Here is a 25,317-nt window from a genome sequence, read left to right on the forward strand (position 1 = left end):
TGTATGTTACCGAACTTCAAATAAGGAAAGAGACAAAACTTTTCCATCTCTATCTTTTACTTGCAAACGATACTCTCCCTTCTTTGGTTCCCAGAGGAAAGGCCCGCTAGCGGAACCAATCTTTTCATCGTTTAAATAATAAGAATACGAAACCTCGTAGGAACTGAAAGTAAAGAGGATTTTTTGACGACCCAAAGGAATATCTGGATCCAATGCAAAAATACTTCCATTCACAGGAGTAAGGATTCTTGTCGATTTTGTCTTTTCTATCGTGTTTTTTTTAGACGGGCGAAAACCTAGTTCTGAAGAATTTTCAAACTCAGGTGGAATTAATTTGGAATCTAGGGACTCATGCAAAATATCCATTGTCTCTCGCCAGACTGGGGCTGCACCCGTTATCCCTGAAACATCTAACATAGGAGCGCCGGTTGGATTTCCCACCCATACACCAACTGTATAAAATTCTGAATAACCGATACACCAATTGTCTCTCATGTCTTGGCTTGTTCCAGTTTTGACTGATGTATAATAGGAAGTAGATAAATAATTATCCCAACCGAAACCAAGAGAACGAGCCTCACGGTCCGAAAGAATTTCCGATACCATATAACTTACCGTAGGTGAGAAAACCTTTCGAGTAATAAGATTCTTTTTCGATGGTTGAAAAATAAATTCAGAATAAACACCTGCATTAGCAAGGGTTCGGTAGGCATTCGTTAATTCGAGTAAAGTAATATCAGCAGTTCCCAATGCTAAGGAAGGACCATAAAACTCAGGATACCTAAGGCCCGTGATACCCAATCTTTCTAAAACCGACACAAATTCATTAATATCTAAAAAAGATAAAGCACGAATGGCAGGAATGTTGAGCGAGGAGGCTAAACTTTCTCTTACCGTCACACTTCCTTTATAGGATTTATCATAGTTTAACGGACGATAGATTCCTTGATAAACCGGAATCCCGACTGGGGAATCGGAAAGAATCGAGTCCGGAGTGAGTTTGTTTTCTTGGAAGTTTTGGGCATACACAAATGGTTTTAATGTAGAACCCACTTGCCTCTTACTTCGAATGAGGTCTAGTTTACCAACGGAACTTTCTTCGCCAATATTGGGCACATAAACAAGAACTTGTCCTGTTCGGTTGTCGAGGACGATGGCAGCCCCATCATTCACATTTTTATCTGCAAGGGTCTTTACATTTCTTTTGAGGATCTCTTCCACTTTTCGTTGGAAGTTTAAAGATAAAGAAGAGGTCACTTTTAAGTTCCCATTCAAATTTCTATCTTCTTTCGAAAAATCCAAAAGAGCTTTTGTGAATAAAGGAACAAAGGAAGGATACTGTGGGTAGTCCAAATTACGAAATAAGGACTCTCTCACCAAACGAGAAATGGCGGAGCAGTCATCTACCCCATCTCTTTCCATTTTTAATAAACAAACGCGTTTCGCCACTTTTTCAATCGCACTTTGCGGCGAACGAATGAGGGCCGCAAGCACATATGATTCGTTAGGTGTCAATGCTTCAGGCGATTTTCGGAATAGTCCTTTACTTGCAGAACTGATTCCTTTCAATTCCCCTCGAAAGTAGATCAAATTGATATACGCAGTAAATATTTCTTCTTTCGTCCAATTTTCTTCTAGTTCCACTGCCCGTTGGATTTGTTTGAATTTTTGAAAGATAGACCTACGTTTGGATTCCTTAGGATGTAATTCCGGATCCAAAAGAGAAACCAGTTGCATCGTAATGGTTGATCCACCTCGGAGAGTGGACCCAGTGAAATTTCCGAAAAAGGAAGAAACAAGTGCATTCGAATCCACTCCCCCATGGACAAAAAACCTTTTGTCTTCCGCATGAATTACTGATTCAATTACAAATTTAGGTAGGTTGTTAAAATCAGTCCACTCTTCAGATCGGTAAACATTTTGGATACGATACCTTTGGACAAGTTCTCCTTCCCGATCAAACACCTGTATGTCGGAAGGTTGGTAAGCTGATTTTACTTCTTCATAAGTGGGTAAAGACCAAATGGGTGTGGCAACGGAAAATATAAAGACAGAAATTATAGAAACTAAATATGGATTGGTTCCAAAATTAAAACCGTTTTTTTTACCGATCACTTGTCTCGGCATTTTCATAACCTGTTTCGATGATGGAATGGCTTCCATACTCTCTCACCTTGTGAGGAACAGAAGCCCAAATTTTATCAATGGCTTGCCGTTCTGGAATTTGGCATAAAATTAAAAATGGTTTATTTGTAGTTATACAAAAGTTATATAATTGTTCCAACATCTCTTTCATTCTAGTAGGAGTTTCCGACCAATACGTGTAAGGTGGATCTAAATAAAAGATATAAGCCTCTTCCTCACCTAATTCCCACTTTAATGTATGTTTGGTTGCATCCTTTCGAAACAATTGGACATTAGTAAGACCTCGAAATAAAGTGTGAAGTTGTCTAAACCTTGTTTGGTCTAATTCGTATGTAAGGAGTCTTTTCACGGAAAGACTATAGGCTTCCGCAGAGATTTGCCCACTCCCCGAAAAGTAATCACAAAACAAAACAGATTCAAAACTAAGACCCCATGAAAGGAGACGAGAGTCCATAAGTGAGAAGATGGCTTTTTTCATCAGGCTATTGGTAAAATTTAAATGTCCTGATACGTCTGGTGGTGATGGAATTTCTTTTCCCTTCCACTTTCCTTGTGATACGCGTAATCCTTTCATCTATTTACCTGAAGATTTAATTTCTTCTAACTGAGATAACACGTGTTTGGAGGGAGAATTGGATTCTATTTCTAAAAAAACTTTCTTTGCCTCGGACTCGTTTTTTAAATCCATAAGCCCAAGTCCATACAAAAGGAGGGCATCGTTGTATTTGGGACTTTGTTTCCCAAACTTTTGGAATTCTTTTCCCCATTCAATGAGTAAATCCGATTCTCCAAAAACAAGGGCTCGCTCCATAAATAGATAAATGGCACTCCAATAGTGAACCGATGACTTAAAGTTAGGCGGAGATTCCCGAATTACCTTAGTTTTTAGTTGGGACCAATTTTCCTCAGTAGAAACATAAAGAAAAAAAATCCTTGGATCTTTTTCTCCCGAAGGCCCATTCAAATACTGAAGGGATCCTTTGGATACAGTCGCGTAATTTCCTTTTTTGAATTCTGTGTAAAGGGTCGAAAAACCGGAGGTCTCGCCCCAAAGGAGCGATGGTAGAATCAAAAAACCAAAAATATACTGAAAATAAGTCAAATTACAGTTCGGTGATATTCGCAGATCCGCACATAGGGCAGATCAGTTCCCAAGAATCGAGGTATTCGTCCTCCCCTTCGGCTTCCCAACGGTGGTCACAATCCTCACAAGCATACGTTACGACGTCTTCGTTGAGGCTATCCGCATCGAATTCGTCATCTTCTAAAAAGTCATCTTCCATACCCTTCTCACTAAATCACAAAGAAAAAGCCGTGTCAAGTGGGGAGGGCAAAAAAAAATGGGAACCAACGATGGCGATTTACTCCCGGTACGAACCGCACAGAAAGAAGAAATCAAAGACACCGCTAATTTTATTGGTTTTAGCGCTTGGTCTGTCCGTGTTAGGGTTTACCTATAGAAAAGAAATTTATTTTCTTTTTGCAAAAGACCAAAGTGTCAGGGCAGAAAAAACCAAAGAAAAAACAATCGAACTCTGGAAAACTGGAAATCTGAAAGAAAAAGATATAGAAGACTTCCAATCGATTGCCACTACCTATTCCGAAAAAGATCCAACGGATCCTGTTGCCTTTCATTTGATTGCGCGAAGTTTATTTTGGAATTTATATCGGCTTGGAATTTATTTCGATCACGACAGTTTGATTTTGCATTTAGGATCCGAATTCCAAGATTTCATTGGAACCTCTGTGCTTGCAGATTCTACTTTAGATTCTGTTTTTTGGAATGCAAGGACCGCGGAATCATTTTCTTCTTCTCCATTTTCGGATTGGGAAAACAATAAAGTCTTATTATTTCTTGGAGAAACACATCGTCAGGTAAAAAGACCCCAAGTTCTTATCACCGAATACGGAAATTTGGATCGTTCTAAACTTTCTCCAGAGTTTCAAACAGTTTATATATGGTTATTAACCTTCAATACCATGTTAGCTGGGGATGCAGCAGGACTCGATAAACTCATCACAATCACCAAAGATCCAAGTTATAAAGTTGGGATTCAATTTACACCTAGGGAAGAGAATTTTTTACGAGGCCTTGGCAAGTATTATAAAAAAGATTACGTAGGAGCTTTGTCATTACTTAGACAAGCGAAGTCAAACAATCCGGATAGGATTACCGAAACTTCAATTATCACCGAAGCTACAATCTTTCACTTACAAAATCTTTCACAAAAGGGAATTGATCTACTAGAAGAATTTTACCTTTCTTCTGGTAAAAAAAATCCAGAGATTCCGCTTCTCATAGCTAAGATGATTGTGGAGAAACCGGGAGCAAAAACGAAACTAGACCTAACTCCGGAAAAAAAAGAATGAAGGCTTTTGTTTCTCTACTCACTCTTTGTTTATTACATTGTGGATTGTTTTATAAAGGTGTTCCTAAGGCTGGTGAGTTTTGTTATGTGCTTACCAAACCTCCTGAATGTTTGTATGTAGATTTTGATTCCAAAAAATTAATTTGGAATGATGTAGAATATATTTTGGAAGAAAAACTTAGAATGGATTACTTTTTTAAATCCAATGGAGAATTGTATGAACTCACTGTATCTACAGTGAATCGCGTGGAATTAAAAAATCTTTCCACAGCAAACTTTAACAAGTTTTACATGAGAAAAAAAGAAAAGTTCACTGAGATTCCTACTTCGAGTACAAAACATGAGTAAGTCTATCGAAGAAATTCAAAAAGAAATCATCGCAGAATTTTCTGATCTAACCGATTGGGAAGAGAAGTTCCAATATTTAATTGAGTTAGGTGAAGAACTTCCCACTTATCCAGATGAAAAACGAACAGAAGAATATTTAGTGCCCGGTTGCCAATCAAAAGTTTGGGTAGCACCGAAACTGGAAGCTGGTAGATTAGAGTTTGATGCGGACAGTGACACGGCTCTCACCAAAGGTCTTATAGCAATTCTAATTCGCGTGTTTTCAGGACAATCTCCGAAAGATATAGCGGATGCCTCACTAAGTTTTATTGAAGAAGTGGGTCTTGCAAAATTTCTTTCGATCTCAAGAAGAAACGGCCTCTACTCTATGGTACAAAAACTAAAGGGATACGCAGAAAAAGCATAACCCCTTTCTTTTTTCCTTTGCAAACGAATAAGACTCGCATAGAATTCTGAAACGAATCTGAACCAGGAATTCTATGAAACAAAGATTTATCTTTATCCTACTTTTACTCGTTTTTGTCCAATGCGGCAAAGACCTTTCTCCTTTCGGTGGCGAACCAGAAGTAAACACACTGAAACCCCGATTAAAACCCGAATGGCCAAGTCCTAATTGGAAAGTAGTATCTCCTGAATCTGTAGGGGTATCTTCCAGCAAACTTGGATTAGTTGAAGAATATGCCTTCACAAGAACGGGAGATGAAACAGATAGAAAAGGGAGAAGGACAGACGCCCTAGTTATTTTAAGAAATGGGAAACTTATTTATGAAAAGTATGCCAGAAACTTTTCTGAAGACAAAGTCCATTTAACTTGGTCAGTCTCCAAAAGTATTTTACAAACCATGTATGGAATTGCGGTCAAACAAGGACTTGTTAAATTAGATGATCCTGGTTATTATCATTACGAACCACTAAGTCGTGATGAAGCCCATAAAAAAATTACAATCAGACACCTTCTTAATATGTCCTCTGGTCTTGCTGCGGAAGAGGGATACGAAAGTGGTCCTTTAAAATCTTCTGTAATCGCCATGTTGTATACAAGAGGCCGTAAAGATATGGGAGCTTTTTGTGCAAACCTACCTCTTCGTGCAGAACCTGGCACTCAAGTGTATTATTCCAGTTGTGATACCAATATTCTCTCCGCCATTTTGAAAAAAGTTTATGGCGCTGAAGAATATGACAAACTTCCCTTCGAAAAGATTTTTAAACCTCTAGGAATCACTAATGTCACTTTTGAGAGAGATGGATCTGGGACTTATGTAGGATCTTCTTACTTATATATGACTGCGCAGGACTTGGCAAAAATTGGATATTTGTATTTAAACGATGGAGTATGGAACGGCGAACGTCTGTTACCCGAAGGTTGGATTCAGTTCACTAGAACCCCTGCCCCAGGATACAAATCCACCCCCTACTCAGAAGATTTATCACAAGACAATTATACTGCCCACTGGTATGCCAACACGGGTGTTCCTGAGCGAGGAATCCACGAACCGTGGCCTGATGCTCCCAAAGATACCTTTGCCGGTCTTGGACACTGGGGACAAATGTTGTACGTGATTCCAAGTCTTGATTTAATCATTGTTCGGTTTGGAGATGATCGCGAAAAGGCATTCATCAAAAATGATTTTTTAAAATTAGTGAAAGAGTCGGTAATTCGGTAACCTTATGAAAAGAAAAATATCTGTTCTGCTTTCTTTGTTATTTTTATTTATTTTGTTTTGGGCTCAGTGGAACTGGAAACACCTTTCTAGTTTTCCCTCCATTATCTCCAGTTTTTATTCCAAAGAGTATTGTAGTTGTTACTTTGTTATGGAACTTTCAGAAAACCAGTGCCATGACTTTGCTCGCCAGTGGGTTCCCATAAGTGAATTCAAACTCGATAAAGAAAACAAGGCGGTTACAGTAAAGGGACTTGGAAGAACGAATACAGCTAAGTATCTTTCGAAAGAATATGGTTGTTCTTTAGTGACTGATTAACAACTAACGGTAGTAACGGATTCCAGGAAAGATGAAGTTGATTCCAAAGATAAGACCTTTGGACTTAACTTCTTCAGGTACGGGGCCAAAGTTTTGACCCCGAATGGAATCCATACACGCTTGGTCTACAACGATTTGTCCTTGAGAGGATACCAAACGAACATCCAAAACTTGACCTTGTTCGCTTAACATAAATAAAACTTTGGTTTCGCCTTCTTTGATTCCTTCTCTTGCCACAACACCGGCCATATCTCTATAAGCATAGTTTCCGCCACCAGGAGGAGCAAAAGATTCCTCAATTCGTTTTAACATATTTTTAAAATAATAATAACCTGCCAACTGTTTGGTGGGAATAGTGAGAGCCTTTGCTCCGTCCCATCGAAACAAAAAATCCTGTTGGAATCTGTAGTTAAAGGGAATTTTTGTCATCTGCCCGGCACTTGCCGATTGGTTTGGACTTTCTTCTGAATTCGAATTACTTTTAGGATCTGCTTTAAAAATACCTACTTCAAAAATTTCTTCTTCTTTGGATTGTTCCGATTTGGGTTGGGCTTTACTCGGAGTGGAAGCAGAACTTCCCATGATAAATTCCCGAAACTGGGTGAGAGTGTGAAATCCTTGTTTTTCTGTGAGCCCACCACCGCCAGACGAATCTTTGTTAGAGAGTGCTTTGTATTCGTCTTTTTTGTCTGGATTGATGAACTGTTGTTCTACGAGAACTTCGTAGATTTTTTCTTGTTCTTTTGGCCCTAACATTTCAGATGCCTGTTCGTCTGCCAACATCTTCCAAAGCATATTTCTTGTGATGAGGTGAGCAAGAACGAAGGAAGCTATGAGAATGACAAAGGTGAAGGCGAAGAAAAGTCTACGTTCCCCTTCTTCCTTTTCAGGCAATCGGAAATCAAAAGAGAGTTGGGCCATTTTCGCGATTTTCCCCGGTATTTCCAGTATACACAAGTCCCAAATGTTCGTAAGCCTTTTTCGTAGCCACTCTCCCTTGCGGAGTGCGATCCACAAGCCCAACGCGGACTAAAAAAGGTTCATACGTGTCTTCAATGGTACGTTCCTCTTCCCCGAGGACAACAGCAATGGGTTTGATTCCCACGGGTCCACCGCCGTAACGTTGGATCAGGATATCCAAAATTTGTCGATCCACAGCATCAAGGCCCAGATGGTCCACACCCATTCGGTCAAAGGCAAAACGACAAGTTTCTAAACTAACAGAAGTTTCATTCCTTACTTCGGCAAAGTCACGAACCCGTTTTAAGAGGTGGTTGGCAATCCTTGGAGTTTTGCGACTTCGTTTTCCAATTTCGAAAGCAACACCTTCCCCAAGCGAAACACCGAGTAATTTTGCCGAACGATCTACTATGATTTGCATTTCCCCATCTGTATAAAAATCCAATTTGAGATGGATTCCAAAACGTGACTTTAAAGGTTCACTGACGAGTCCCGACCGAGTGGTAGCACCTACGAGTGTAAAGGGCTGGAGTTGGATCTGGAGAGCATTGGCGGTGACTCCTTCGCCGACCACAAGGTCCACAAAGAAGTTCTCCATCGCGGGATACAAAAGTTCTTCCTGTTTTTTGATAAAGCCGTGGATTTCGTCAATGAAGAGTACTTCGTTGGATTTCAGAAGAGTGAGAAAACGAACCAAGTCTGCCCCTTTGGATATGGCTGGGGCGGAAGTAGGAGTGAAGGCAACTGCCAATTCATTGGCAATGATATTGGCTAGTGTGGTTTTTCCAAGGCCTGGAGGGCCGGAAATCAGAACATGGTCAAGGGGGCTCTTTCGTTTTCGAGCCGCCTCTACATATACGGAGAGATTGGCCAAAACCTCTTTTTGTCCTATAAATTCGGATAATTTGGTTGGCCGAAGGCTTGGTTCATCTTCGGCCGGTTGGATCCAATCTTCTCTTAAACTCACCTCAATTGGGTTTCTGCTCCGGAGTGATGGAAGTCAAGATTTCATTTTTATTTCGAATGATTTTTATCTCGATTCGTTTTCCGATTTTAGACGATCTCACAAAACCAATGAGTTCTTCTGGTGTTTGGATTTCTTTTCCGCCCATTTCCACAATCACATCAAACAATTTCAAACCCGCTTTATCGGCAGGAGAGCCTTTCATGATCTGGCGGACAATGGCACCTTTATTGTCTTTTAATTTCAGCTGTTCGATGTCTTCTTCATTGATGGCATCGAGTCCCACACCAATCCAAGGTCGGATGACTTTCCCGTTTGTTTTGATTTCTTCGGCAACGCGGCGAGCTTCGTTGATAGGAATGGTGAATCCAATACCCACTGAACCACCAGATTGAGAAGCGATCATACGGTTGATCCCAATTACTTCTCCGCGGATATTCAGAAGTGGACCCCCACTATTTCCTTGGTTGATGGCTGCATCCGTTTGGATGTAAGATAAACCAGAAGAATCAATTCCACCACGTTGTACGGCAGAAACAACACCCACTGTAAACGAATGTTCGAATCCAAGAGGAGCACCAATGGCAATTGCCCAGTTCCCAACTTTTACCTTATTGGAATCTGCAAGAACTATCGGACGAAGTGTTCCCTTAGGAGCATCTATCTTGAGTAAGGCGATATCCATGGTTTCATCGGAACCAATCACTTTGGCTTCAAAAGTTTTTTGGTTTTTGAACTTTACAGTGAGTTTGTCCATGTCTTTGATCACATGGTGGTTCGTCATAATGTAACCATCTTCATTCAATACAATTCCTGAACCAAGTCCGGTTTGTTTCTGTTTCATCACGCGACCTGAACCACCACCTGGACGTCCAAAAAAATGATCAAAATACGGATCTCCAGAAAATGGATGTTGTTGGACATTGACTGTTCGTTCCGTAGCTATCGAAACCACACTCGGGGACACTTTATCAAATACTTCTTGGAAGGCGTCTTCCAGAGCCACAGCTTGTGTTTGGGCCGGGGACAATTTATCACTGCCATCTGCTTTGAGTTGCAGAGGATTTTCGGAAGAATTTCCGCAAGTAAGGATGGGCGACAAAAATGTTCCCAAAAGTAAAAAACTAAAAGCAATCGCAAGGTAACGTAAAGGATTCGTTTTTTTATCAATCATAGACAATTAACTATCTCTCCTATAATATGAGACCCCGAAAGTTCCAGGAAAGTTCTCATTTCTTGGGATCGTTTTTTTACAAAAAAACTTGAACATTTTGTACAAAGTCAAACTAGTCTTTTTATGGCAAAACGAGTTTTCATTCCACTCTGCACCGGCTTCGAAGAAATGGAAGCCATCATTTTAATCGATGTATTGCGAAGAGGTAACGTCGAAGTGGTATCTGGAGGAAAAACCAAAGAGCCCATCCTTGCTTCCAGAAAGACCCTCCACCTTGCTGACAAAGTTTTTTCAGAAATCAATCCGGCTGAGTTTGATGCAATTTTACTTCCTGGTGGTCTCGAAGGAACCAAACATCTTATGGCCGATCCAGAAATTAGTAAGATTCTAAATTCCTTTCAATCCGAGAAAAAACTGATCGGTGCCATTTGTGCCGCTCCCAGTGCCTTACGTAATTTAGATATCATTTCAGGGAATGATCCTTATACGGCATTTCCTTCTTCCGAAGATTTGACTATAGGAAAAGGAGGAAAGTATACTGGCAAAAGGATTGAGTCGCATAACCATGTCCATACGAGTGTGGGTCCTGGTTCTGCATTTGAATTTGCTTTGTATCTATTGGAAATTTTGGAAGGTAAGAAAATTATGGAAAAAGTAAAGGCTGGTTTACAACTTCCTTAATGGGAAGTCACTCGGCAGATCCCCTTTCTTTGACTAATGAGAGGACTGCTTTTTCTTCGGTATCAAAGACTTCCAAATGACTTTCCATTCCGGTGAGTTTGAAAACTTTTGCCACCGATCCATGAACACTACAAACCTTTAAATTTCCATGGTATTTTTTTAGTTTGTACATGGCCGTCACGAGTGTCCCGATGCCAGAACTATCCATAAAGGGAACTTTTTCGAGATTCACAACAATCTCGTATTGGTGTTTACGCATTTTATCATCCAGAATGTCTTTCAATTCTTTTGCATTGTACAAATCAACCTCGCCTTCAATGGATATGATGGCAACTTGATTGGATGACTTCTCGTGGATGATCATTTGTAGTTAGTTTTCACCTCAAAAGGAAATGAAAAGTCAAAAATTACATTCGAAAGACACCAAATGGTTTTCTTTCTTCCTTCCTCTGACTTAAGATAGACAAAGCTCTACCTAAAACTTTTCTAGTGTCTGCTGGATCAATGATCCCATCATCCCAAAGCCGGGCCGAACTATACACGGCGGAAGATTTTTTTTCATAATCTTCTAAAATAGGTTTTTTAAAGATAGTCTCTTCTTCAGGAGAAACTGTTTCACCGGCTGCTTCTTTTTGGTCTTTTTTGACAGTCCAAAGAACATTAGCAGCTTGTTCACCACCCATCACAGAAATCCGTGCATTGGGCCACATCCATAAAAATTCAGGAGCAAAAGCGCGACCACACATTCCATAATTTCCCGCACCATAAGAACCACCAGTAACAATAGTTAGTTTCGGAACAGTGGTCGTGGAAACGGCATTCACCATCTTGGCTCCATCACGGGCAATCCCATTGTTTTCATATTTTTTCCCCACCATAAACCCTGTGATGTTTTGGAGAAATAACAATGGAATCCTTCTTTGGTCACAAAGTTCGATAAAATGAGAAGCTTTGAGTGCAGACTCGGAAAACAAAACTCCGTGGTTAGCAATGATTCCTACAGGATACCCATACACTTCTGCAAATCCAGTGACAATGGTTGTAGCATAGAGTCTTTTGAATTCATGAAACCTGGATCCGTCTACGATCCTTGCGATGATCTCTCTTGGATCATAAGACTTCCGAGAATCTCTTTCGATGATTCCATAAATTTCTTCAATGGGATACAAAGGATCTTCTGTTTCTTTGGGAACCGATTTTGTTTTAGAATTTATATTTTTAATAATAGAACGAGTGATTTCCAAAGCATGATAATCATCTTCTGCATAATGGTCAGTCACACCAGAAACGCGGCAGTGAACATCAGCACCACCTAACTCTTCACCGGTGACAATTTCACCCGTAGCCGCTTTTACAAGTGGAGGCCCACCAAGAAAGATAGTTCCGTTTCCTTTGACTATGATTGATTCGTCGGACATAGCTGGAATGTAAGCACCACCTGCCGTGCATGACCCCATAACTACTGCTATTTGAGAAATTCCTTTAGCACTCATCCGTGCCTGGTTGAAAAAAATCCGACCAAAGTGGTCTTTATCAGGAAACACTTCATCCTGCATGGGTAAAAAAGCTCCACCAGAATCCACCAAATAAATACAAGGGAGCGAGTTGTTTTCGGCAATCTCTTGCGCGCGAACATGTTTTTTTACTGTGAGTGGATAGTAAGTTCCGCCTTTGACCGTTGCATCATTGGCAACGATCATACAATCTACCCCTTCTACTTTTCCAATACCCGTGATGATTCCCGCAGAAGGAACTGGATCGGGATAGACACCTTCTCCGGCCAAACCACAAATCTCCATAAATTCAGTTCCCGCATCGATGAGTTCGACAATACGTTCCCTTGCCGTAAGTTTTCCTCGAGATTTATGTTTTTCGAGAGCTTTTTTACCTCCACCTAACTTCACTTGTTCGATGGTTTTACGAATGGGAACTATGGTTTCTAAATATGCTGTTCGATTGGCAACAAATTCGGATGTTTGTGGGTTTGCCTTAGAGATGATTCTTTCCATATTAATCCTTATTCTGTTTATTGAAATGAAAGGTTTTTGTTTTTTTATGTGAGAAGGAATCTACGAAGTAGTGAAGTTTTTCATAAACCACTTCCGGACATTCTTCCATAGGAAGGTGTTTGGAAGGAAGGAACACAAGACTACTGGTTCTTAAAGTTTCTTTCATATATTCTGTTTGATTTGGGGAAATTCGAAAATCCTCGTCTCCCAAATAAATTTGACGAAGTCCAACAAAGTTTTTGGCACCTTCTTCGATTTCACGAAGAGCATGTGTAGATCTGTCGACATTACGAACAAATTCCAATGTGTTTTTTCGCGCCTTTCCTTCGAATAACAAATGATACATGGTCTTTTCCCATTCATAAGTTAAGTGGTGTGTTTTTTTAACTAAAAACAATTTATAAAACAAACGAAGGAGTGGTGGACGAAAGAAAAAGGAAAACACTTCTCCAATCAGAGGTAACCGTAAAAAATGTAATGGGAAATAAAAATGAAATTTTGGCAAATTCATAAATCCACCTAAAATGGATAAGGATTTGTATTGAATCGCATGTTCTTTAAAAGTAAAACAAAGAATAGGGAGTGCATAATCAAATGCAACTACATGGACTTTTTTGTCCCCCACAACCTTTTCCAAAAAAGGAGATAAATAATGCGCTTGGAGTCTGTGGGAAAGTGGACCGTCAGGCCTTGTGCTAAATCCAGTTCCTAAAAAATCGAGAGCAATCACCCGGTAGTGTGTAGATAACAAATTCACCAATTTACGATAGTTATATGATGTTGTCAAAAAACCAGGAAGAAGAAGAATGATCTCTTCTCCTTTTCCTTCATCCAGATAGAAAAAACTCAAATTGTCAATTTCTACTGTTTTACCAGAATTGATATGTTCTAACAAACTGGGTGTCATGTTTACTCCGCAAAACTTCCGTATAATTTTCTTAAATACTCTTCTTCAAACTCAAAAAGATTCATTCCACGGCGAGCCATGATTTTTTTTGTATCAAACAGAAACTCTTCCAATCGGTACCGACCCCCTGGTTTGATCCAAGTGAAAGCAGGTACATAACCTTGGATTCTGGATTCAACAATGTTACTAGCAATGTCAAAGACAGTTCCTGTATTGGACATCACACCAATCGCAAGTTTTGTAAAGGGACCGAAAAGAGATCCAAATTTGATGGTTCCCGTATTGATTGTATTATCACCTATCTTAAGTTTCACGATCCCATAATTGTTTTTTAAATCACTAGTGGTAGATAAAGCACCTAAGTTAACCCAAGACGATACAAAACTATGGCCCAAAAAACCTTCGTGGTGTTTGTTGGTAAAATCCAAAATAATTGAATTTTCTACTTCCCCACCAATCCGGCACTGGTTACCGATAAGGCAACCGCCTGTGATCCGAGCATTGTCAATTTGAGTGTTTTTCCCGACAAAAAGAGGACCTTCTAAAAAACTAAAGGATGAAATTTTGGCTCCATCTTCAATGAGAATGGGACCATCCGTTGTATCGAATACTACACCTGGATATACAGTGGCCTGAGGATGGATGTAGAGATGTTTTTCCTTTCCTACGATATGAAATCCAGATTGTTTTGCTTTGTACTTTTGGCGAAACCTTTTCCAATCTTTTTCTAAAGTGAGTATTTCTTCAATGATAGAAGTCACAGTTCCTAAAAGTTCCCAAGGTAAATATGAATCGGAACTGTATATAGAGTCATAGGTTTCTAAGTTAGCAGGGAGTATATGAGGGTATCTGTGAAAGATTAATTTTTCAAAGGATCGGTTTGGGCCTTTATAAAAAAACTTTGCCCCTGGGTATTTACGTTCTATTTTTTCAAGTAAGTTGACACCACCCAAATTCCATTCGAAAAAAGAATGAAATCTGGATAACGGTTCAAGAGACGGATTTCTTTGGGAATCGTCAAATAAGATGTTCACTGTTTACTCCACAGTTACAGATTTCGCTAAATTCCTTGGTTGATCCACATTACATCCCCTAAGGATTGCTATATGATAGGATAAAAGTTGTAATGGAATGACAGCAAGTAATGGAACGAGTGCATCAGCAGTTTTAGGAATTTCAAATGTAAAATCTGCCATAGACTTTATATCGGTATCGCCTTCTGTCACAATAGCTATGACCTTTCCTTTCCTGGCCTTTACTTCCTGGATATTGGAAATGACTTTTTCATAAGAACCATCTTTTGTTGCAATAAACACAACAGGCATATCTTCATCAATCAAAGCAATTGGGCCATGTTTCATTTCTGCTGCAGGATATCCTTCCGCATGGATGTAAGAAATTTCTTTTAGTTTCAAAGCGCCTTCTAGAGCCACAGGAAAATTAAATCCACGTCCCAAATAAAGGAAGTTAGACGCACGATAAAAACCTTCAGCAATAGTTCGGATGTCATCATCTTTCGTTAAAATCTTTGCTACTTTATCAGGAATCGAATCCAATTCCAAAAGTAATGTTTGGTAATCGGATAAAGAGATAGAACCTTTTTTTAAACCCAAATACAAAGCCATCATCGTAAGAATCGTTACCTGGGATGTGAATGCTTTGGTAGATGCCACTCCAATTTCAGGACCTGCATGGAGGTAAGCACCAGCATGAGAAGCACGCGCAATTGACGAACCCACAACGTTACAGACTCCAAAAATCAAAGCTCCTTTTGACTTTGCGAGTTCAATCGCAGCCAATGTATCAGCGGTTTCTCCTGATTGGGACACAGCAATGATTACATCTCTTTCTGTCACGATAGGATTGCGATAACGAAACTCAGAAGCATATTCTACTTCCGTAGGAATCCTTGCCAAGTCTTCAAACAAATATTCACCAATGAGGCCTGCATGCCAAGAAGTACCACAACCAACTAGGATCAAACGATCTGCATTTAAAAATCGATTTAAGTATTGGTCAATCCCACTTAAGAAAAGATGATGTTCTCTTGAAACCAATCGTCCACGCATGGCATCACGCACAGACTTCGGTTGTTCAAAAATTTCTTTTAACATAAAGTGTGGATATCCGCCCTTTTCAATGTCTTCCAAATCCAGTTCTAATTTTTGGATGAATGGAGTTTTAGTAACGTTTTCCAAGTTTTTTACCACAAGACTACCATCTTTGATGATAGCCATCTCTTGGTCATTGAGGTAAGTTACATTGTTCGTATATTCAATGATAGGTGTTGCATCCGATGCCACAAAGTATTCATCTTCTCCAATTCCGATAACAAGGGGAGAACCTTTCCTTGCCGCAATCATTGTTCTTTCGTTTTCTTTCGAAAGGATTACAATGGCATAGGCGCCAACTACTTCATTCAATGCAAGACGCACTGCTTCTTCAATAGAACAATTGTTTTGTTTTTTAATTTCTTCGATAAGATGAATGAGAACTTCAGAATCAGTATCCGATTTGAAGATATGACCATTTCCCTCTAATTCTTTTTTGATGGATCCATAGTTTTCAATAATTCCATTATGAATGATTGCTAATTTTCCATCAGAACTTGTATGGGGATGGGCATTGCGGTCATTGGGTTCGCCGTGAGTGGCCCAACGTGTGTGGCCAATTCCAAGAGTAGCAAGTAATTTCCGATCACCGATTTCTTTTTCTAAATCGGCAACTTTCCCTTTCTTTTTGACAATCTCAAGCCCGCCATTTAACAAAGCAACGCCGGCACTATCATAACCACGATATTCTAGTCTTTTCAGACCTTTGATGATGAGAGGGAGTGCCTCTCTTTTTCCTAAATAACCTACGATTCCACACATTGTTTTACCCTCTTTAAGGTAGCATCCAAATCTGATTTGGATTTAGTTTCAGTAATGACACGAAAGATTGGTTCTGTATTGGAAGGACGAATATGAATCCAAGAATCGGATACATACATCCAAAGTCCGTCTTTCTCTGAAATCACCTTCGGAGAAAATGTAGACTGAAATTTTTCATAAAGACTTTCTAAAGACATTCCCTTTGCTAATGGAAAGGATTGTTTTTCCATATAAAGTTCGGGAAGTTCCGCTAAAAGGGCATCGATTGATTTTCCGGTTTCTGCCATTAAATTTAGGATATGAGCAATACCGGACAAAGTGTCCCGACCAAAGGAAGGAATGTTAGGATCAATTACACCACCGTTTCCTTCTCCACCAAACACTGCTTTGGTTTTAAGCATTTCTTCAACAACGTTTGCTTCACCCACTTTACTGCGGATTACTTCCGCCCCAAATCTTGAACTCACGTCTTCATTTAAAAAAGAAGTAGATAAGTTCACAACAACTTTGGCTTTTTTCTTAGCTGAAGAAAGAACATTCATCAGTGCCAATGGCAAAGTGTATTCTTCAGAAACTGCTCCCCGTTTGGGAGAAAACAAAACAAGTCTATCTGCATCCGGATCTAAAGCAAAACCAATATCTGCTTTGGATTTTCTAAAATAAGGTTCTACTGATTTTAGGGCAGCTGCTGTTGGCTCTGGCGGTCTTGGGAAAGTTCCGTCAGGATTGCAGTTATGTGCCACAACCTTACAACCTAACATTTGTAAAAATCTAGGAACCACGTAAGAGCCGGCACCGCCAACTGCATCCACAAAGACTGTGAATTTTTTCTTTTTGATTTTTGTTACATTCACTCGTTTCAGAACAGAAGACAAATGAAGATCAATATAATCCTCACCGGAATCAATGTATCCTTTGGGTGAAATTTGTTCTTTGGCGTAAGAGCTGTTTTGAATGATAGAAAGAAGTTTTTTGTTTTCCTCAGCAGAAAAGAAAAATCCTTTTTTAGAAATAAATTTAAATGCGTTCCAATCCATTGGATTATGAGAAGCAGAGATCATAATTCCGCCATTGGCTTTGGAAAGATTCACAACCGCTTTAGTGGTTGGTGTAGGAACAAGTCCTAAAGTTAAAACAGAATTTCCAGAAGCTAACAATGCTGAGGTGAGAAGGGATTCTAAATAAGGTCCACTCGGTCTTGAGTCTCGGCCGATCACGACCGTTCCTCCATTCATCATGGAAGCAAATGATTTAGAGAATGCTAAAGCTTCCTCTAACCCAAAGCCTTGTCCAATTTTACCCCGAACGCCGGAGATGGAAATCATCAGGGAGGACAGATCATACTCTTTCGTAAATCGCATACAATACTATCAAAGCTCGTGGATTCCCACTGCAAGTCTATCTTTTTGCTTTTTGGAATGTGTCAGTGAAATAGAATAAAAGTGAAGATAAAAGAAAAACGGTTTGGGCGATGACAGGATTGAACTGCCGACCCGCTGCTTGTAAGGCAGCTGCTCTCCCAGCTGAGCTAATCGCCCGTTGTAATGACCAGTGAACCGGAGTAGAGATTTTTGTAAATAAGATTTAGAAATAAAAAAGGGCACCATTGGTGGCCTCATTCCTACTAGCTAAAAGCGAATGTTAGGCGGCTTTTGTCTCGATGGAGTTGATGCGAAGTGCCATACGTGATTTTTTACGATCTGCATTTTTCTTATGAATCAATTTTGTTTTTGCTGCTCTGTCCAACTTGGATGCAAGTTTAGAGAACACAGTAAGTGCTTCTGTTTTGTCTCCAGCTTTAATTGCCTTAATGAGAATGCGAGCATAAGTGCGCAACTCAGTGCGGTCCTCACCATTTCGCTCTTTTCTACGAGCGGTTCTACGAATGTCTTTTTTAGATGATTTTAAATTAGCCAAGGAATGTCCCCTACGAGGAATTTTTACTTATCTTTTGAGTACCACTCTGCCGGTCAAGGCGAAAGAGAAAAAAATAGGAGCCAAAGCAAAGGTCCAAAACCTCTCTTTTGAGGAGACCACCATGTTCCCCATACTCATTTGGATCGATTCTGAACTCTACGAAATCCTGAAACAGAGACATTTGGATCTAGGCCTTGTCACAAAAATGGCTATATTATCCCTAAAAGTAGAAGGAATGGAACCGGGAACCTTTGAGAAACGAGAATCTGGCCATTATGAACGGATGGAACTTAGTCGTTACGATTTTTTTACCTTAACTTTGATTTCTCGGGAGAAGGAAGTTGACCCGAACGTATTACTCTCATATGCTTTCACAGAAGCTTTGTTGGAAATTCTAAGACTGTGACTCCAGAAAAATCAAAATATCATTATATAAAAATTGAGTCCATTTCAGAAATTGATCCCATTAAATTATCAATTTCCCAAATCCAACAAAGATATATTGATAAGGATAACAATCGTTATGCCCTCCGTTTCAACAAAGATTCGCGTAGAATTGAAATTTTAAAACTAGTTGGTAATCATTTCGAATTAGTTCCACATTCTCCAACACCAACTGATGTAGAAGATTCAAAATCGTTACCAGTACAAAATCCACAAAGCACTCCTCTCATTACGCCTATCTCAGAAGATCTAAAATCCAATCCCATTTTAGGAAAGTTAGTGGGTACCTTGGGAGCAAAAAGCAATCCTTCCGAAAAAACTGTGGAGATTCAAAAAGAAAAGCTGAGTCCTGTGGCTGAAGAAAATCTAATGCGTGAAGATGTGGATTTGAATATTTTTGAAGGGGAAGAACCACCATCAGCCCAAGAAACTTTTTCTCATGCAGGCCTACTCAACACTCCTGACTTACCCACTCCCACAGAAGCCGAAGAAAAAGAAAATTCAGAACCCAACTTACAAGTAGGGGAGGATTCTGATGACAGAACTGCTTTCCAAAGGATTGAAGACTTTCTTAAATTATTAACGACTTACCGAGAACGTGTCACTGCCATCATTCGTAACTTACAATCCTCAAGAATTTTTGAACTCACTGGTGATCCTTCGGAAAACAAAAATATAGTAGGGAACTTTGCAAGAGAAATGGAAGCCCAAGTGTTTGAAGCCATTGACAAAATGGTCGACCTACACAAAGAAATGACATCCTATCCACGTCCTATTACGTATTATATTTCAAAAGCTCCCCTAGAAAAAAGGGAAGAAATGAAATTTATTGAATCAGATAAGGAAAAATTAAACAGACTACATCTGTTTGAAATGCAAAGACATTCCGATACAATTGTTAAAGACTTCAAAAAGCTGAGTTTGCAGTTATTAAATATTTTAAATCTGAAGAATGATATTCAGGTTAAACAATTACAATATGCAAACCAGTTAATGTATGTTGATGCCAAAAATGCATCCCTATATTTTGCACAAGATTTGGATAAAACCATACTTGATATAGAACACTGGAAACAATCGAAATGAAAGAACTGTCGGAAGCAGAAACAAAAGCAATTTTAGAAAAAATTAGATCAGAATATAGAGAACACGGAAAGTTGAATCCTAAAGCCTTTGATCAAACAGGATTTGAACAAAGGTATTTACAAGTTCTCAAACTTCGTGGAAATATCACAAAATTTCTAACTGAAGAAGTAACATTTCTTGAACAATTAAAATCAAAATTCCAAGAGCTCGCGGCGAAAAAAGAAGCAGCCAAAGCTCAAACGTTAAACCGAATTATGGATGAGTCAATAGAAAAGTTAGCAAACTATAAAAAGGTAGATTTCCATCCACTGGCAAAAGTTGAAACAAGATACTTCTATGGAGCTATGTTGGATTTTGCAGAAAATGAACTTCCTGTTCTTATTTATATCTTCAAAGGAACACCTGAGTATTCTTTTTTACAAGACGCTGTTTTACAAGTGGAGCGGATTGGAATGACAAGACGTGGCCTTCCGTCTTTGAAAATGCAAGAATTTATCAAAACCTTACTTGATGCGAATGGTAACAATATCGTCATCGAAAAAGCCTCTCAAAATCTTTTGAAAGATGGTTGTATTGCGCTAAAAAATATCACAGTGGCCGTTCAAGATTTGGTCAGTAAAAACAGGATCAATCCTGATATGATTGTCCAAGTCAATGAAAAAGATTATCCCTATGCTCATACTTCTTTTGGGGGAAAAAAATTTGGAGAGAGCCTCACTCGGATCACTGAACGCTGCAAACAAATCATACAAGATTTTCGAATGAATGCGTTGATGAATATGGAAGGTTGATTCTAATTTGGCGGTATGGACCCAATTTTACTCGGTGTCAGCGACACCATTGAATCAGAATTTGATTCGGAAGTTTATAAAAACCTTTCTCCTTTAGAAAAATACCATTCCTTACTTTTTCGTTCCGTAGACAAACTGTTTGGTTTTCTAGGAACGGATCGTTCCTCCATTGCACCCTACCTCACTGACTTTGTTTCCATTGAAGCCCAGTCCCTCGGCCGCGAAGGGTATGGATTCACTGTCAAAGATGCTAACGATTTAGGGTTTGGTGGTCTTGCTTGCCATACTGTGGACTTAGGGGGAGCAAGTGTAGGTGGTGCCATTGGGCAAGCCCATACGATAGTCAAATCAAATCCCTACGCTGTAGTTCTTGTGGCGGCTGCTGATATTCCCAAATCTGTATTCAAACAAGTATCAGATTTAAAAAGACTCACTGCCACAGTTTGTCATAAGGATTGGGAAATGCCATATGGTGCCACACTCATTGGCCTCTATTCATTGTTATGTGAACGAATGATGTTTGATACTGGTGTGACTAGCGAAGATTTAGAAGAAATCACAAAACACTTTCGAAAATTAGCAGAAACCAACCCGCGTGCCTTTCAATACCAAAAACCAATCAATGAAAAACAATTAAAAAAACCACTTTCTGGTGTATACAGCACTCCTATGATAGCCATTGTCACCGATCATGGATTTGCCACTCTAGTGACTTCTGAATTCATGAAACAGAAGTTAATCGATAACAATATCATTAAAAAAGAATCTCAACATATTTATTTGGTGGGTTCTGGTCAAAGTGCCCATGCAGAATACTTCATCCAAAAAAAGGATTTAAAAAGCCCAGCGGCACTGGCTTGCGAAAGAGCAGTGGCATCCTCTGGTCTCAAACGGTCTGACATTGAATATGCATGGATATACGATTGTTTTACCGGAATGATCATTCATGAAGCCGGATTGTATTTTGGAGTTTCACCAAAAGACACTGCCACTTCTCTTCGCAACGGAAAAATATCCAATGGTGAAAAAGAGATACCTATCAATTTAGGTGGGGGAATTTTGAATTACCAAGCCGCTATGGCCCTTTCGGGAGCTACTGGTCTTGTGGATGTAGCAAGCCAATATGGTCTTGCAGTGAATCCCATTCCAGAAAAACTATCAAGTCCACCTAAGGTGAGTTTACTGGGAGGTAACGGTGGAATTGATAGCATCAACACTGTGATTTTATTTGCGAAAGACAAACCAGGAACTGCGACTAGAGAACCTATGGCTTTAAAAACTTTAGAAGTCAATGTCCCAAGTCCCAAAGTAGGAGAGATAGCAACAATTCTCACGGCAAGCACCATCTATTTTAATCCAGGAGGAGAAAAAAAGCCACCTTACCTCATCGTCTGTTCGAAAAAGGAAAATGGTGAGATGGTTCTCACTAATCTTTATGACAAAGAGGGAAGAGAGATTGTTTCAAAAGAGGGATTGGATCTTGGAAAATCAAAAGTAGAGTTTCAAGAGAAGGATGGAAAGATTCAAAGTTTTTTACTGGATTAAAAAAACTAAGGCCAGAAAGAAAATCTGGCCTTTTGATTTGATTTTAGAAATGTTTGTCAGTTCACGAAACTTTTGTTAGTCGCCGTAAGCCCACAATCAAAACTGTTTCAAAAATCTTAAGTTCCCCGATTGGAAATACCGAATGTCATGGATTCCGTAACGCATCATGACAAGTCGGTCGAGGCCAAGACCAAAGGCAAACCCGGTCCATTTTTTGGAATCAAGTCCTGCCGCTTCCAAAACATTGGGATGCACAAGACCACAAGGAAGTAATTCCAACCAACCAGAATGTTTGCATACACTGCAACCATCGCCATTACAAACCAAACAATTGATATCGAGTTCAAAACCAGGTTCCACAAAGGGAAAGTAACCAGGGCGGAGTCTAGTTTTAATTTCTTTACGAAACACACGAGAAAGAAGGGTTTCCATGGTATAGATCAAATGGGCCACAGAAATGTTTTCTCCCACAACCATCCCTTCCACTTGGTAAAAAGTATTTTCATGAGAGGCGTCCACTTCTTCATAACGAAACACACGACCGGGTGCAATGATACGAAACGGAGGTTTCAGTTTGCGAAGGGCACGTACTTGAATGGCAGAAGTATGAGTTCTAAGTAAGTTCCCATCTTCTGTATAAAAGGTGTCTTGCATATCCCGCGCGGGATGGTCTTCGGTAAAATTCAGGGCACCAAAATTGTTTTCATCGGTTTCCACTTCAGGCCCATCCATCACTGAAAAACCCATAGAAGTAAAGATGTCTTCGATTTCATATTGGATTTGTGATATAGGATGAAGGCTTCCTCTTTCTTTCGAAGCAAGTGGACGCAAACTATCAAAAAACTCTTTGCCGAGCTCGTTTTCATAAAAACTTTCTTTTAAGGAAGAACGTTTGGTTTCTACAAAACTTTCGAGCCGGCTCTGGGCTTCGTTGGCTTCTTTTCCCACTGTTTTTTTCTCTTCCACAGAAAGGGTAGCAAGACCTTTCAAAACAGAAGTGAGTTTTCCTTTTTTACCCAGGAACTGGTTTTTCAAAGTATCCAATTCTTGTTCAGAACTTGCAGATGATAAAACAGTTTCAGCCTCTTTGACTAAAGTTTGAATTTCTTGGGATAGGCTCATACAGTTTCTCGCAATTGGATTAATGATTTTAATTCAGGATAAATTCCACCAAAGGCACCATTGGACATCGCAAGGATGATGACTTTATCTTTTTGGAATTTTGGTAGAATCTTTTTTAAGAGAGTGGGAATTTCTTTTGGATCTTTTGCATACAAAGCTTCTTTCTTTGTATTTTTTGAGATGTCTTTCACCAATTTTTTTACATTCAGACGAAGGGATTTGTTCACCTTGTCCACTTGGTAAACTTCGGTAACGATGCTTACATCACTTCCTTTAAAACATTTGGCAAAATCATCTTGGAATACATTTCTGTGAGAAGTGGCACTCCTTGGTTCAAAAAGAGAAATGATTTTATAACCGGGATAAGCTTCCTTGTGGGCTTTGATGGTTTCTTGGATAGCCACAGGATGGTGAGCAAAATCCTCTACAAGCAAACTCATGTTGGAAACAAAAAGATTTTCTTGTCTACGTTTGACCCCAGGGAAGGAAACAACCGCTTCCAATATTTCTTTTCTTTTTTGAGGAGCAATCTCCAAACAAATACGCACCGCCACTTCCACATTGCGATAGTTATGTGAACCAATGAGAGATGGTTTTAACTTTGCTTTAGTTCTGATTTCAGACAATACACCTTTTTCATATTTAAAGATGGAATTTTTATCTCCTAAATCAAAGGATTCCACTGGTGCATGTTTGTATTCTTTAGTAATCTCTACTAGATTTTTGGATCCTTTCCAATAAAAAACCTTACCACGCCCTGGAACCAAATTTAACAGGCGTTTGAACATTGTTTTGATCGCATTTAAATCAGCAAAAATATCAGCATGATCAAAGTCTAATGCGTTCATTGCCAAATAGTAAGGTCTATAATGTAAAAATTTAGAACTTTTATCAAAGAAAGCAGAATCATATTCATCTCCTTCGATTACAAAATAATCCCCTTCCCCAAGGGCAAAACCTGGGTATCCGTCTTTTCGAATTCCTCCCACAAAGAGTCCCGGTTTTAATCCAATCGATTCCAAAATCCAATGAGTTAAAAAAGTCGTCGTGGTTTTGCCGTGAGTTCCAGAGATCACAATTGGTTTTTTGTTTTTAAGAAAAAAAGTTCCAATTGCTTGTGCCATACTCATGTATTCCATTCCGGTGTTCAGAACTTCTTCCACTTCTGGATTCCCACGAGAGATTGCATTCCCGATGATCACTAAATCAGAACCTTTCACATTTTCTTTACGATAACCAGATTTAGGCGAAAGGCCCCACTCCACCAATTTATCAGACATCGGTGGGTAAAGATTTTGATCTGAACCTGATACGTCATGACCTTGCTGTTTAAGCATATAAGCCAAATTGCCCATAGCAATCCCACCAATGCCGACCATAAAGATTTTCAAAAGAGTACCGTCCTAATCAGGTTGTAAACAAATAGAGGAACAGAAAGGAGTACCAAAAAAAACAAAACTACTTTCATAAGAAAAAACAAAAAATCAAACGAGGACCATTCTCTTCTATGAGAAAGGTAATAATATGCTAAATGTAATGAATAAAGAAAACCCACACCTAACATCAACAAGGGGATGGGTGCCGGAAAAATCCAAAAGATTGCAGTGGATGTAAACGGCAAAAAAGAAATCATAAAGACATGAGGTTCTGGACCTTCCCAATCTTTGGTGCGATCACGCATTTGGTGGTACATCCGAAAACTATCCACAAGCCTTACTACAATATAAAACCCTAAATAAAAAAAGAACAAAGTCCCCATACCTTGGGTGTAGGTAAGTCTTGTTTCTTCATCAACAGTAGAAACCTTAAACAAGAGGATTTGTAGAACGTTACCAAAAAACTTAGCAACTGGTGCGAGGAGGATGAGTTGGAGATGGGCCAACCATAAATCACGTCCACCCAAATCCGTTTTATGAAAGTAGGATTCGAAGGCGGACATGGGAGAATAGAATAAATCTCGGATCATTTCCATCCGAGATGCGACTGTAGAAACTTTTTGCAC

At 39.4% G+C, this 25,317-nt stretch carries 27 protein-coding genes and 1 tRNA gene; 10 read left to right on the forward strand and 18 right to left on the reverse strand.

Annotated elements, in window-relative coordinates; all coding sequences use genetic code 11:
• Window positions 1–6: 6 nt before the first annotated feature.
• Genes pbpC through LEP1GSC203_RS01015 form a run of 4 tightly spaced genes read right to left on the reverse strand, consistent with a single transcriptional unit; the run spans window position 7 to window position 3,428 of the window.
• The gene (gene pbpC, locus LEP1GSC203_RS01000) at window positions 7–2,127 is read right to left on the reverse strand and encodes a penicillin-binding protein 1C (protein WP_002971691.1); all 2,121 of its coding nucleotides are present in this window, start codon (window positions 2,125–2,127) and stop codon (window positions 7–9) included.
• The gene (locus LEP1GSC203_RS01005; protein ID WP_002971853.1) at window positions 2,105–2,719 is read right to left on the reverse strand and encodes an RsmD family RNA methyltransferase; all 615 of its coding nucleotides are present in this window, start codon (window positions 2,717–2,719) and stop codon (window positions 2,105–2,107) included. The genes pbpC and LEP1GSC203_RS01005 overlap by 23 nt, the downstream gene beginning before the upstream one ends.
• Window positions 2,720–3,247 (reverse strand): hypothetical protein, encoded by a 528-nt coding sequence (locus LEP1GSC203_RS01010; RefSeq protein WP_039936828.1) that lies wholly within the window; start codon window positions 3,245–3,247, stop codon window positions 2,720–2,722.
• 1 nt (window position 3,248) lies between these two features.
• A complete protein-coding gene (locus LEP1GSC203_RS01015; RefSeq protein WP_002971819.1) occupies window positions 3,249–3,428 on the reverse strand; it encodes a hypothetical protein in 180 nt (59 codons plus the stop codon).
• Window positions 3,429–3,585: 157 nt separating this feature from the next.
• On the opposite strand from LEP1GSC203_RS01015, the gene LEP1GSC203_RS01020 reads away from it, so the two are divergent.
• From LEP1GSC203_RS01020 to LEP1GSC203_RS01040, 5 genes are all read left to right on the forward strand, one after another.
• Window positions 3,586–4,515, forward strand: coding sequence for a hypothetical protein (locus LEP1GSC203_RS01020; protein WP_002971877.1), 930 nt, complete (start codon window positions 3,586–3,588; stop codon window positions 4,513–4,515).
• Window positions 4,512–4,862: a hypothetical protein gene (locus tag LEP1GSC203_RS01025; RefSeq protein WP_002971767.1), complete on the forward strand. Its 351-nt coding sequence runs from the start codon at window positions 4,512–4,514 to the stop codon at window positions 4,860–4,862. The genes LEP1GSC203_RS01020 and LEP1GSC203_RS01025 overlap by 4 nt, the downstream gene beginning before the upstream one ends.
• Window positions 4,855–5,268 carry a SufE family protein gene (locus LEP1GSC203_RS01030; protein ID WP_002971562.1) on the forward strand — a complete coding sequence of 138 codons (414 nt, stop codon included), beginning with the start codon at window positions 4,855–4,857 and terminating at the stop codon, window positions 5,266–5,268. Before LEP1GSC203_RS01025 ends, LEP1GSC203_RS01030 begins: the two co-directional genes overlap by 8 nt.
• Before the next feature lie 73 nt (window positions 5,269–5,341).
• On the forward strand, window positions 5,342–6,526 hold the full coding sequence (locus LEP1GSC203_RS01035) for a serine hydrolase domain-containing protein (protein WP_002971760.1): 1,185 nt from the start codon (window positions 5,342–5,344) through the stop codon (window positions 6,524–6,526).
• A gap of 4 nt (window positions 6,527–6,530) precedes the next feature.
• Window positions 6,531–6,842 carry a hypothetical protein gene (locus tag LEP1GSC203_RS01040; RefSeq protein ID WP_002971566.1) on the forward strand — a complete coding sequence of 104 codons (312 nt, stop codon included), beginning with the start codon at window positions 6,531–6,533 and terminating at the stop codon, window positions 6,840–6,842.
• A gap of 3 nt (window positions 6,843–6,845) precedes the next feature.
• Here LEP1GSC203_RS01040 and LEP1GSC203_RS01045 read toward each other — a convergent pair whose 3' ends face one another.
• Genes LEP1GSC203_RS01045 through LEP1GSC203_RS01055 form a run of 3 tightly spaced genes read right to left on the reverse strand, consistent with a single transcriptional unit; the run spans window position 6,846 to window position 9,940 of the window.
• Entirely contained in the window at window positions 6,846–7,763 is a 918-nt protein-coding gene (locus tag LEP1GSC203_RS01045; protein ID WP_002971706.1) for an energy transducer TonB, read from the reverse strand.
• The gene (ruvB, locus tag LEP1GSC203_RS01050) at window positions 7,744–8,769 is read right to left on the reverse strand and encodes a Holliday junction branch migration DNA helicase RuvB (protein WP_002971864.1); all 1,026 of its coding nucleotides are present in this window, start codon (window positions 8,767–8,769) and stop codon (window positions 7,744–7,746) included. The genes LEP1GSC203_RS01045 and ruvB overlap by 20 nt, the downstream gene beginning before the upstream one ends.
• A 1-nt stretch (window position 8,770) precedes the next feature.
• Window positions 8,771–9,940 carry a trypsin-like peptidase domain-containing protein gene (locus LEP1GSC203_RS01055; protein ID WP_039936830.1) on the reverse strand — a complete coding sequence of 390 codons (1,170 nt, stop codon included), beginning with the start codon at window positions 9,938–9,940 and terminating at the stop codon, window positions 8,771–8,773.
• Between the two features lie 123 nt (window positions 9,941–10,063).
• Here LEP1GSC203_RS01055 and LEP1GSC203_RS01060 point away from each other — a divergent pair, with 123 nt between their 5' ends.
• Window positions 10,064–10,621 (forward strand): DJ-1 family glyoxalase III, encoded by a 558-nt coding sequence (locus LEP1GSC203_RS01060; RefSeq protein WP_002971825.1) that lies wholly within the window; start codon window positions 10,064–10,066, stop codon window positions 10,619–10,621.
• A gap of 7 nt (window positions 10,622–10,628) precedes the next feature.
• Here LEP1GSC203_RS01060 and LEP1GSC203_RS01065 read toward each other — a convergent pair whose 3' ends face one another.
• The 8 genes from LEP1GSC203_RS01065 to rpsT form a co-directional block, all read right to left on the reverse strand.
• The gene (locus LEP1GSC203_RS01065; RefSeq protein ID WP_002971888.1) at window positions 10,629–10,985 is read right to left on the reverse strand and encodes an STAS domain-containing protein; all 357 of its coding nucleotides are present in this window, start codon (window positions 10,983–10,985) and stop codon (window positions 10,629–10,631) included.
• A gap of 43 nt (window positions 10,986–11,028) precedes the next feature.
• Window positions 11,029–12,630 carry a carboxyl transferase domain-containing protein gene (locus tag LEP1GSC203_RS01070; RefSeq protein ID WP_002971723.1) on the reverse strand — a complete coding sequence of 534 codons (1,602 nt, stop codon included), beginning with the start codon at window positions 12,628–12,630 and terminating at the stop codon, window positions 11,029–11,031.
• 1 nt (window position 12,631) lies between these two features.
• Window positions 12,632–13,537: an alpha/beta fold hydrolase gene (locus LEP1GSC203_RS01075; protein ID WP_002971644.1), complete on the reverse strand. Its 906-nt coding sequence runs from the start codon at window positions 13,535–13,537 to the stop codon at window positions 12,632–12,634.
• 2 nt (window positions 13,538–13,539) lie between these two features.
• Complete coding sequence (locus LEP1GSC203_RS01080) at window positions 13,540–14,571, reverse strand: GlmU family protein (RefSeq protein ID WP_002971821.1); 1,032 nt, start codon at window positions 14,569–14,571, stop codon at window positions 13,540–13,542.
• Between the two features lie 3 nt (window positions 14,572–14,574).
• Window positions 14,575–16,410: a glutamine--fructose-6-phosphate transaminase (isomerizing) gene (gene glmS / locus LEP1GSC203_RS01085; RefSeq protein WP_002971728.1), complete on the reverse strand. Its 1,836-nt coding sequence runs from the start codon at window positions 16,408–16,410 to the stop codon at window positions 14,575–14,577.
• Complete coding sequence (gene glmM, locus LEP1GSC203_RS01090) at window positions 16,395–17,771, reverse strand: phosphoglucosamine mutase (RefSeq protein WP_002971894.1); 1,377 nt, start codon at window positions 17,769–17,771, stop codon at window positions 16,395–16,397. Before glmM ends, glmS begins: the two co-directional genes overlap by 16 nt.
• Before the next feature lie 104 nt (window positions 17,772–17,875).
• A tRNA-Val gene (locus LEP1GSC203_RS01095) sits at window positions 17,876–17,948 on the reverse strand.
• A 103-nt stretch (window positions 17,949–18,051) separates the two neighbouring features.
• The gene (gene rpsT / locus LEP1GSC203_RS01100; RefSeq protein ID WP_002971623.1) at window positions 18,052–18,327 is read right to left on the reverse strand and encodes a 30S ribosomal protein S20; all 276 of its coding nucleotides are present in this window, start codon (window positions 18,325–18,327) and stop codon (window positions 18,052–18,054) included.
• A gap of 34 nt (window positions 18,328–18,361) precedes the next feature.
• Here rpsT and LEP1GSC203_RS01105 point away from each other — a divergent pair, with 34 nt between their 5' ends.
• Genes LEP1GSC203_RS01105 through LEP1GSC203_RS01120 form a run of 4 tightly spaced genes read left to right on the forward strand, consistent with a single transcriptional unit; the run spans window position 18,362 to window position 22,193 of the window.
• On the forward strand, window positions 18,362–18,733 hold the full coding sequence (locus LEP1GSC203_RS01105; RefSeq protein WP_232225704.1) for a hypothetical protein: 372 nt from the start codon (window positions 18,362–18,364) through the stop codon (window positions 18,731–18,733).
• Entirely contained in the window at window positions 18,730–19,857 is a 1,128-nt protein-coding gene (locus tag LEP1GSC203_RS01110; RefSeq protein ID WP_002971923.1) for an LIC_10450 family protein, read from the forward strand. Before LEP1GSC203_RS01105 ends, LEP1GSC203_RS01110 begins: the two co-directional genes overlap by 4 nt.
• Window positions 19,854–20,648 (forward strand): hypothetical protein, encoded by a 795-nt coding sequence (locus LEP1GSC203_RS01115; protein ID WP_002971705.1) that lies wholly within the window; start codon window positions 19,854–19,856, stop codon window positions 20,646–20,648. The genes LEP1GSC203_RS01110 and LEP1GSC203_RS01115 overlap by 4 nt, the downstream gene beginning before the upstream one ends.
• A 15-nt stretch (window positions 20,649–20,663) precedes the next feature.
• Window positions 20,664–22,193: a thiolase family protein gene (locus LEP1GSC203_RS01120; RefSeq protein WP_002971860.1), complete on the forward strand. Its 1,530-nt coding sequence runs from the start codon at window positions 20,664–20,666 to the stop codon at window positions 22,191–22,193.
• Window positions 22,194–22,289: 96 nt separating this feature from the next.
• Here LEP1GSC203_RS01120 and pheS read toward each other — a convergent pair whose 3' ends face one another.
• The 3 genes from pheS to LEP1GSC203_RS01135 are packed head-to-tail and all read right to left on the reverse strand — an operon-like array spanning window position 22,290 to window position 25,317.
• The gene (gene pheS, locus LEP1GSC203_RS01125) at window positions 22,290–23,315 is read right to left on the reverse strand and encodes a phenylalanine--tRNA ligase subunit alpha (protein WP_002971852.1); all 1,026 of its coding nucleotides are present in this window, start codon (window positions 23,313–23,315) and stop codon (window positions 22,290–22,292) included.
• Window positions 23,312–24,706, reverse strand: coding sequence for a UDP-N-acetylmuramate--L-alanine ligase (locus LEP1GSC203_RS01130; protein WP_002971896.1), 1,395 nt, complete (start codon window positions 24,704–24,706; stop codon window positions 23,312–23,314). The genes pheS and LEP1GSC203_RS01130 overlap by 4 nt, the downstream gene beginning before the upstream one ends.
• Complete coding sequence (locus LEP1GSC203_RS01135) at window positions 24,703–25,317, reverse strand: hypothetical protein (RefSeq protein WP_002971734.1); 615 nt, start codon at window positions 25,315–25,317, stop codon at window positions 24,703–24,705. The genes LEP1GSC203_RS01130 and LEP1GSC203_RS01135 overlap by 4 nt, the downstream gene beginning before the upstream one ends.

The sequence above is a fragment of the Leptospira terpstrae serovar Hualin str. LT 11-33 = ATCC 700639 genome (assembly GCF_000332495.1).
Classification (GTDB): Bacteria; Spirochaetota; Leptospiria; order Leptospirales; family Leptospiraceae; genus Leptospira_A; species Leptospira_A terpstrae.

Coding starts and splice junctions, on each gene's coding strand:
- LEP1GSC203_RS01065 (WP_002971888.1), bottom strand. CDS start 10,985: ATGATCATCCACGAGAAGTCATCCAATCAAGTTGCCATCATATCCATT.
- LEP1GSC203_RS01015 (WP_002971819.1), bottom strand. CDS start 3,428: ATGGAAGATGACTTTTTAGAAGATGACGAATTCGATGCGGATAGCCTC.
- pbpC (WP_002971691.1), bottom strand. CDS start 2,127: ATGCCGAGACAAGTGATCGGTAAAAAAAACGGTTTTAATTTTGGAACC.
- LEP1GSC203_RS01120 (WP_002971860.1), top strand. CDS start 20,664: ATGGACCCAATTTTACTCGGTGTCAGCGACACCATTGAATCAGAATTT.
- LEP1GSC203_RS01045 (WP_002971706.1), bottom strand. CDS start 7,763: ATGGCCCAACTCTCTTTTGATTTCCGATTGCCTGAAAAGGAAGAAGGG.
- LEP1GSC203_RS01055 (WP_039936830.1), bottom strand. CDS start 9,940: ATGATTGATAAAAAAACGAATCCTTTACGTTACCTTGCGATTGCTTTT.
- LEP1GSC203_RS01115 (WP_002971705.1), top strand. CDS start 19,854: ATGAAAGAACTGTCGGAAGCAGAAACAAAAGCAATTTTAGAAAAAATT.
- glmM (WP_002971894.1), bottom strand. CDS start 17,771: ATGCGATTTACGAAAGAGTATGATCTGTCCTCCCTGATGATTTCCATC.
- pheS (WP_002971852.1), bottom strand. CDS start 23,315: ATGAGCCTATCCCAAGAAATTCAAACTTTAGTCAAAGAGGCTGAAACT.
- LEP1GSC203_RS01005 (WP_002971853.1), bottom strand. CDS start 2,719: ATGAAAGGATTACGCGTATCACAAGGAAAGTGGAAGGGAAAAGAAATT.
- LEP1GSC203_RS01060 (WP_002971825.1), top strand. CDS start 10,064: ATGGCAAAACGAGTTTTCATTCCACTCTGCACCGGCTTCGAAGAAATG.
- LEP1GSC203_RS01075 (WP_002971644.1), bottom strand. CDS start 13,537: ATGACACCCAGTTTGTTAGAACATATCAATTCTGGTAAAACAGTAGAA.
- LEP1GSC203_RS01030 (WP_002971562.1), top strand. CDS start 4,855: ATGAGTAAGTCTATCGAAGAAATTCAAAAAGAAATCATCGCAGAATTT.
- LEP1GSC203_RS01040 (WP_002971566.1), top strand. CDS start 6,531: ATGAAAAGAAAAATATCTGTTCTGCTTTCTTTGTTATTTTTATTTATT.
- glmS (WP_002971728.1), bottom strand. CDS start 16,410: ATGTGTGGAATCGTAGGTTATTTAGGAAAAAGAGAGGCACTCCCTCTC.
- LEP1GSC203_RS01070 (WP_002971723.1), bottom strand. CDS start 12,630: ATGGAAAGAATCATCTCTAAGGCAAACCCACAAACATCCGAATTTGTT.
- LEP1GSC203_RS01025 (WP_002971767.1), top strand. CDS start 4,512: ATGAAGGCTTTTGTTTCTCTACTCACTCTTTGTTTATTACATTGTGGA.
- LEP1GSC203_RS01035 (WP_002971760.1), top strand. CDS start 5,342: ATGAAACAAAGATTTATCTTTATCCTACTTTTACTCGTTTTTGTCCAA.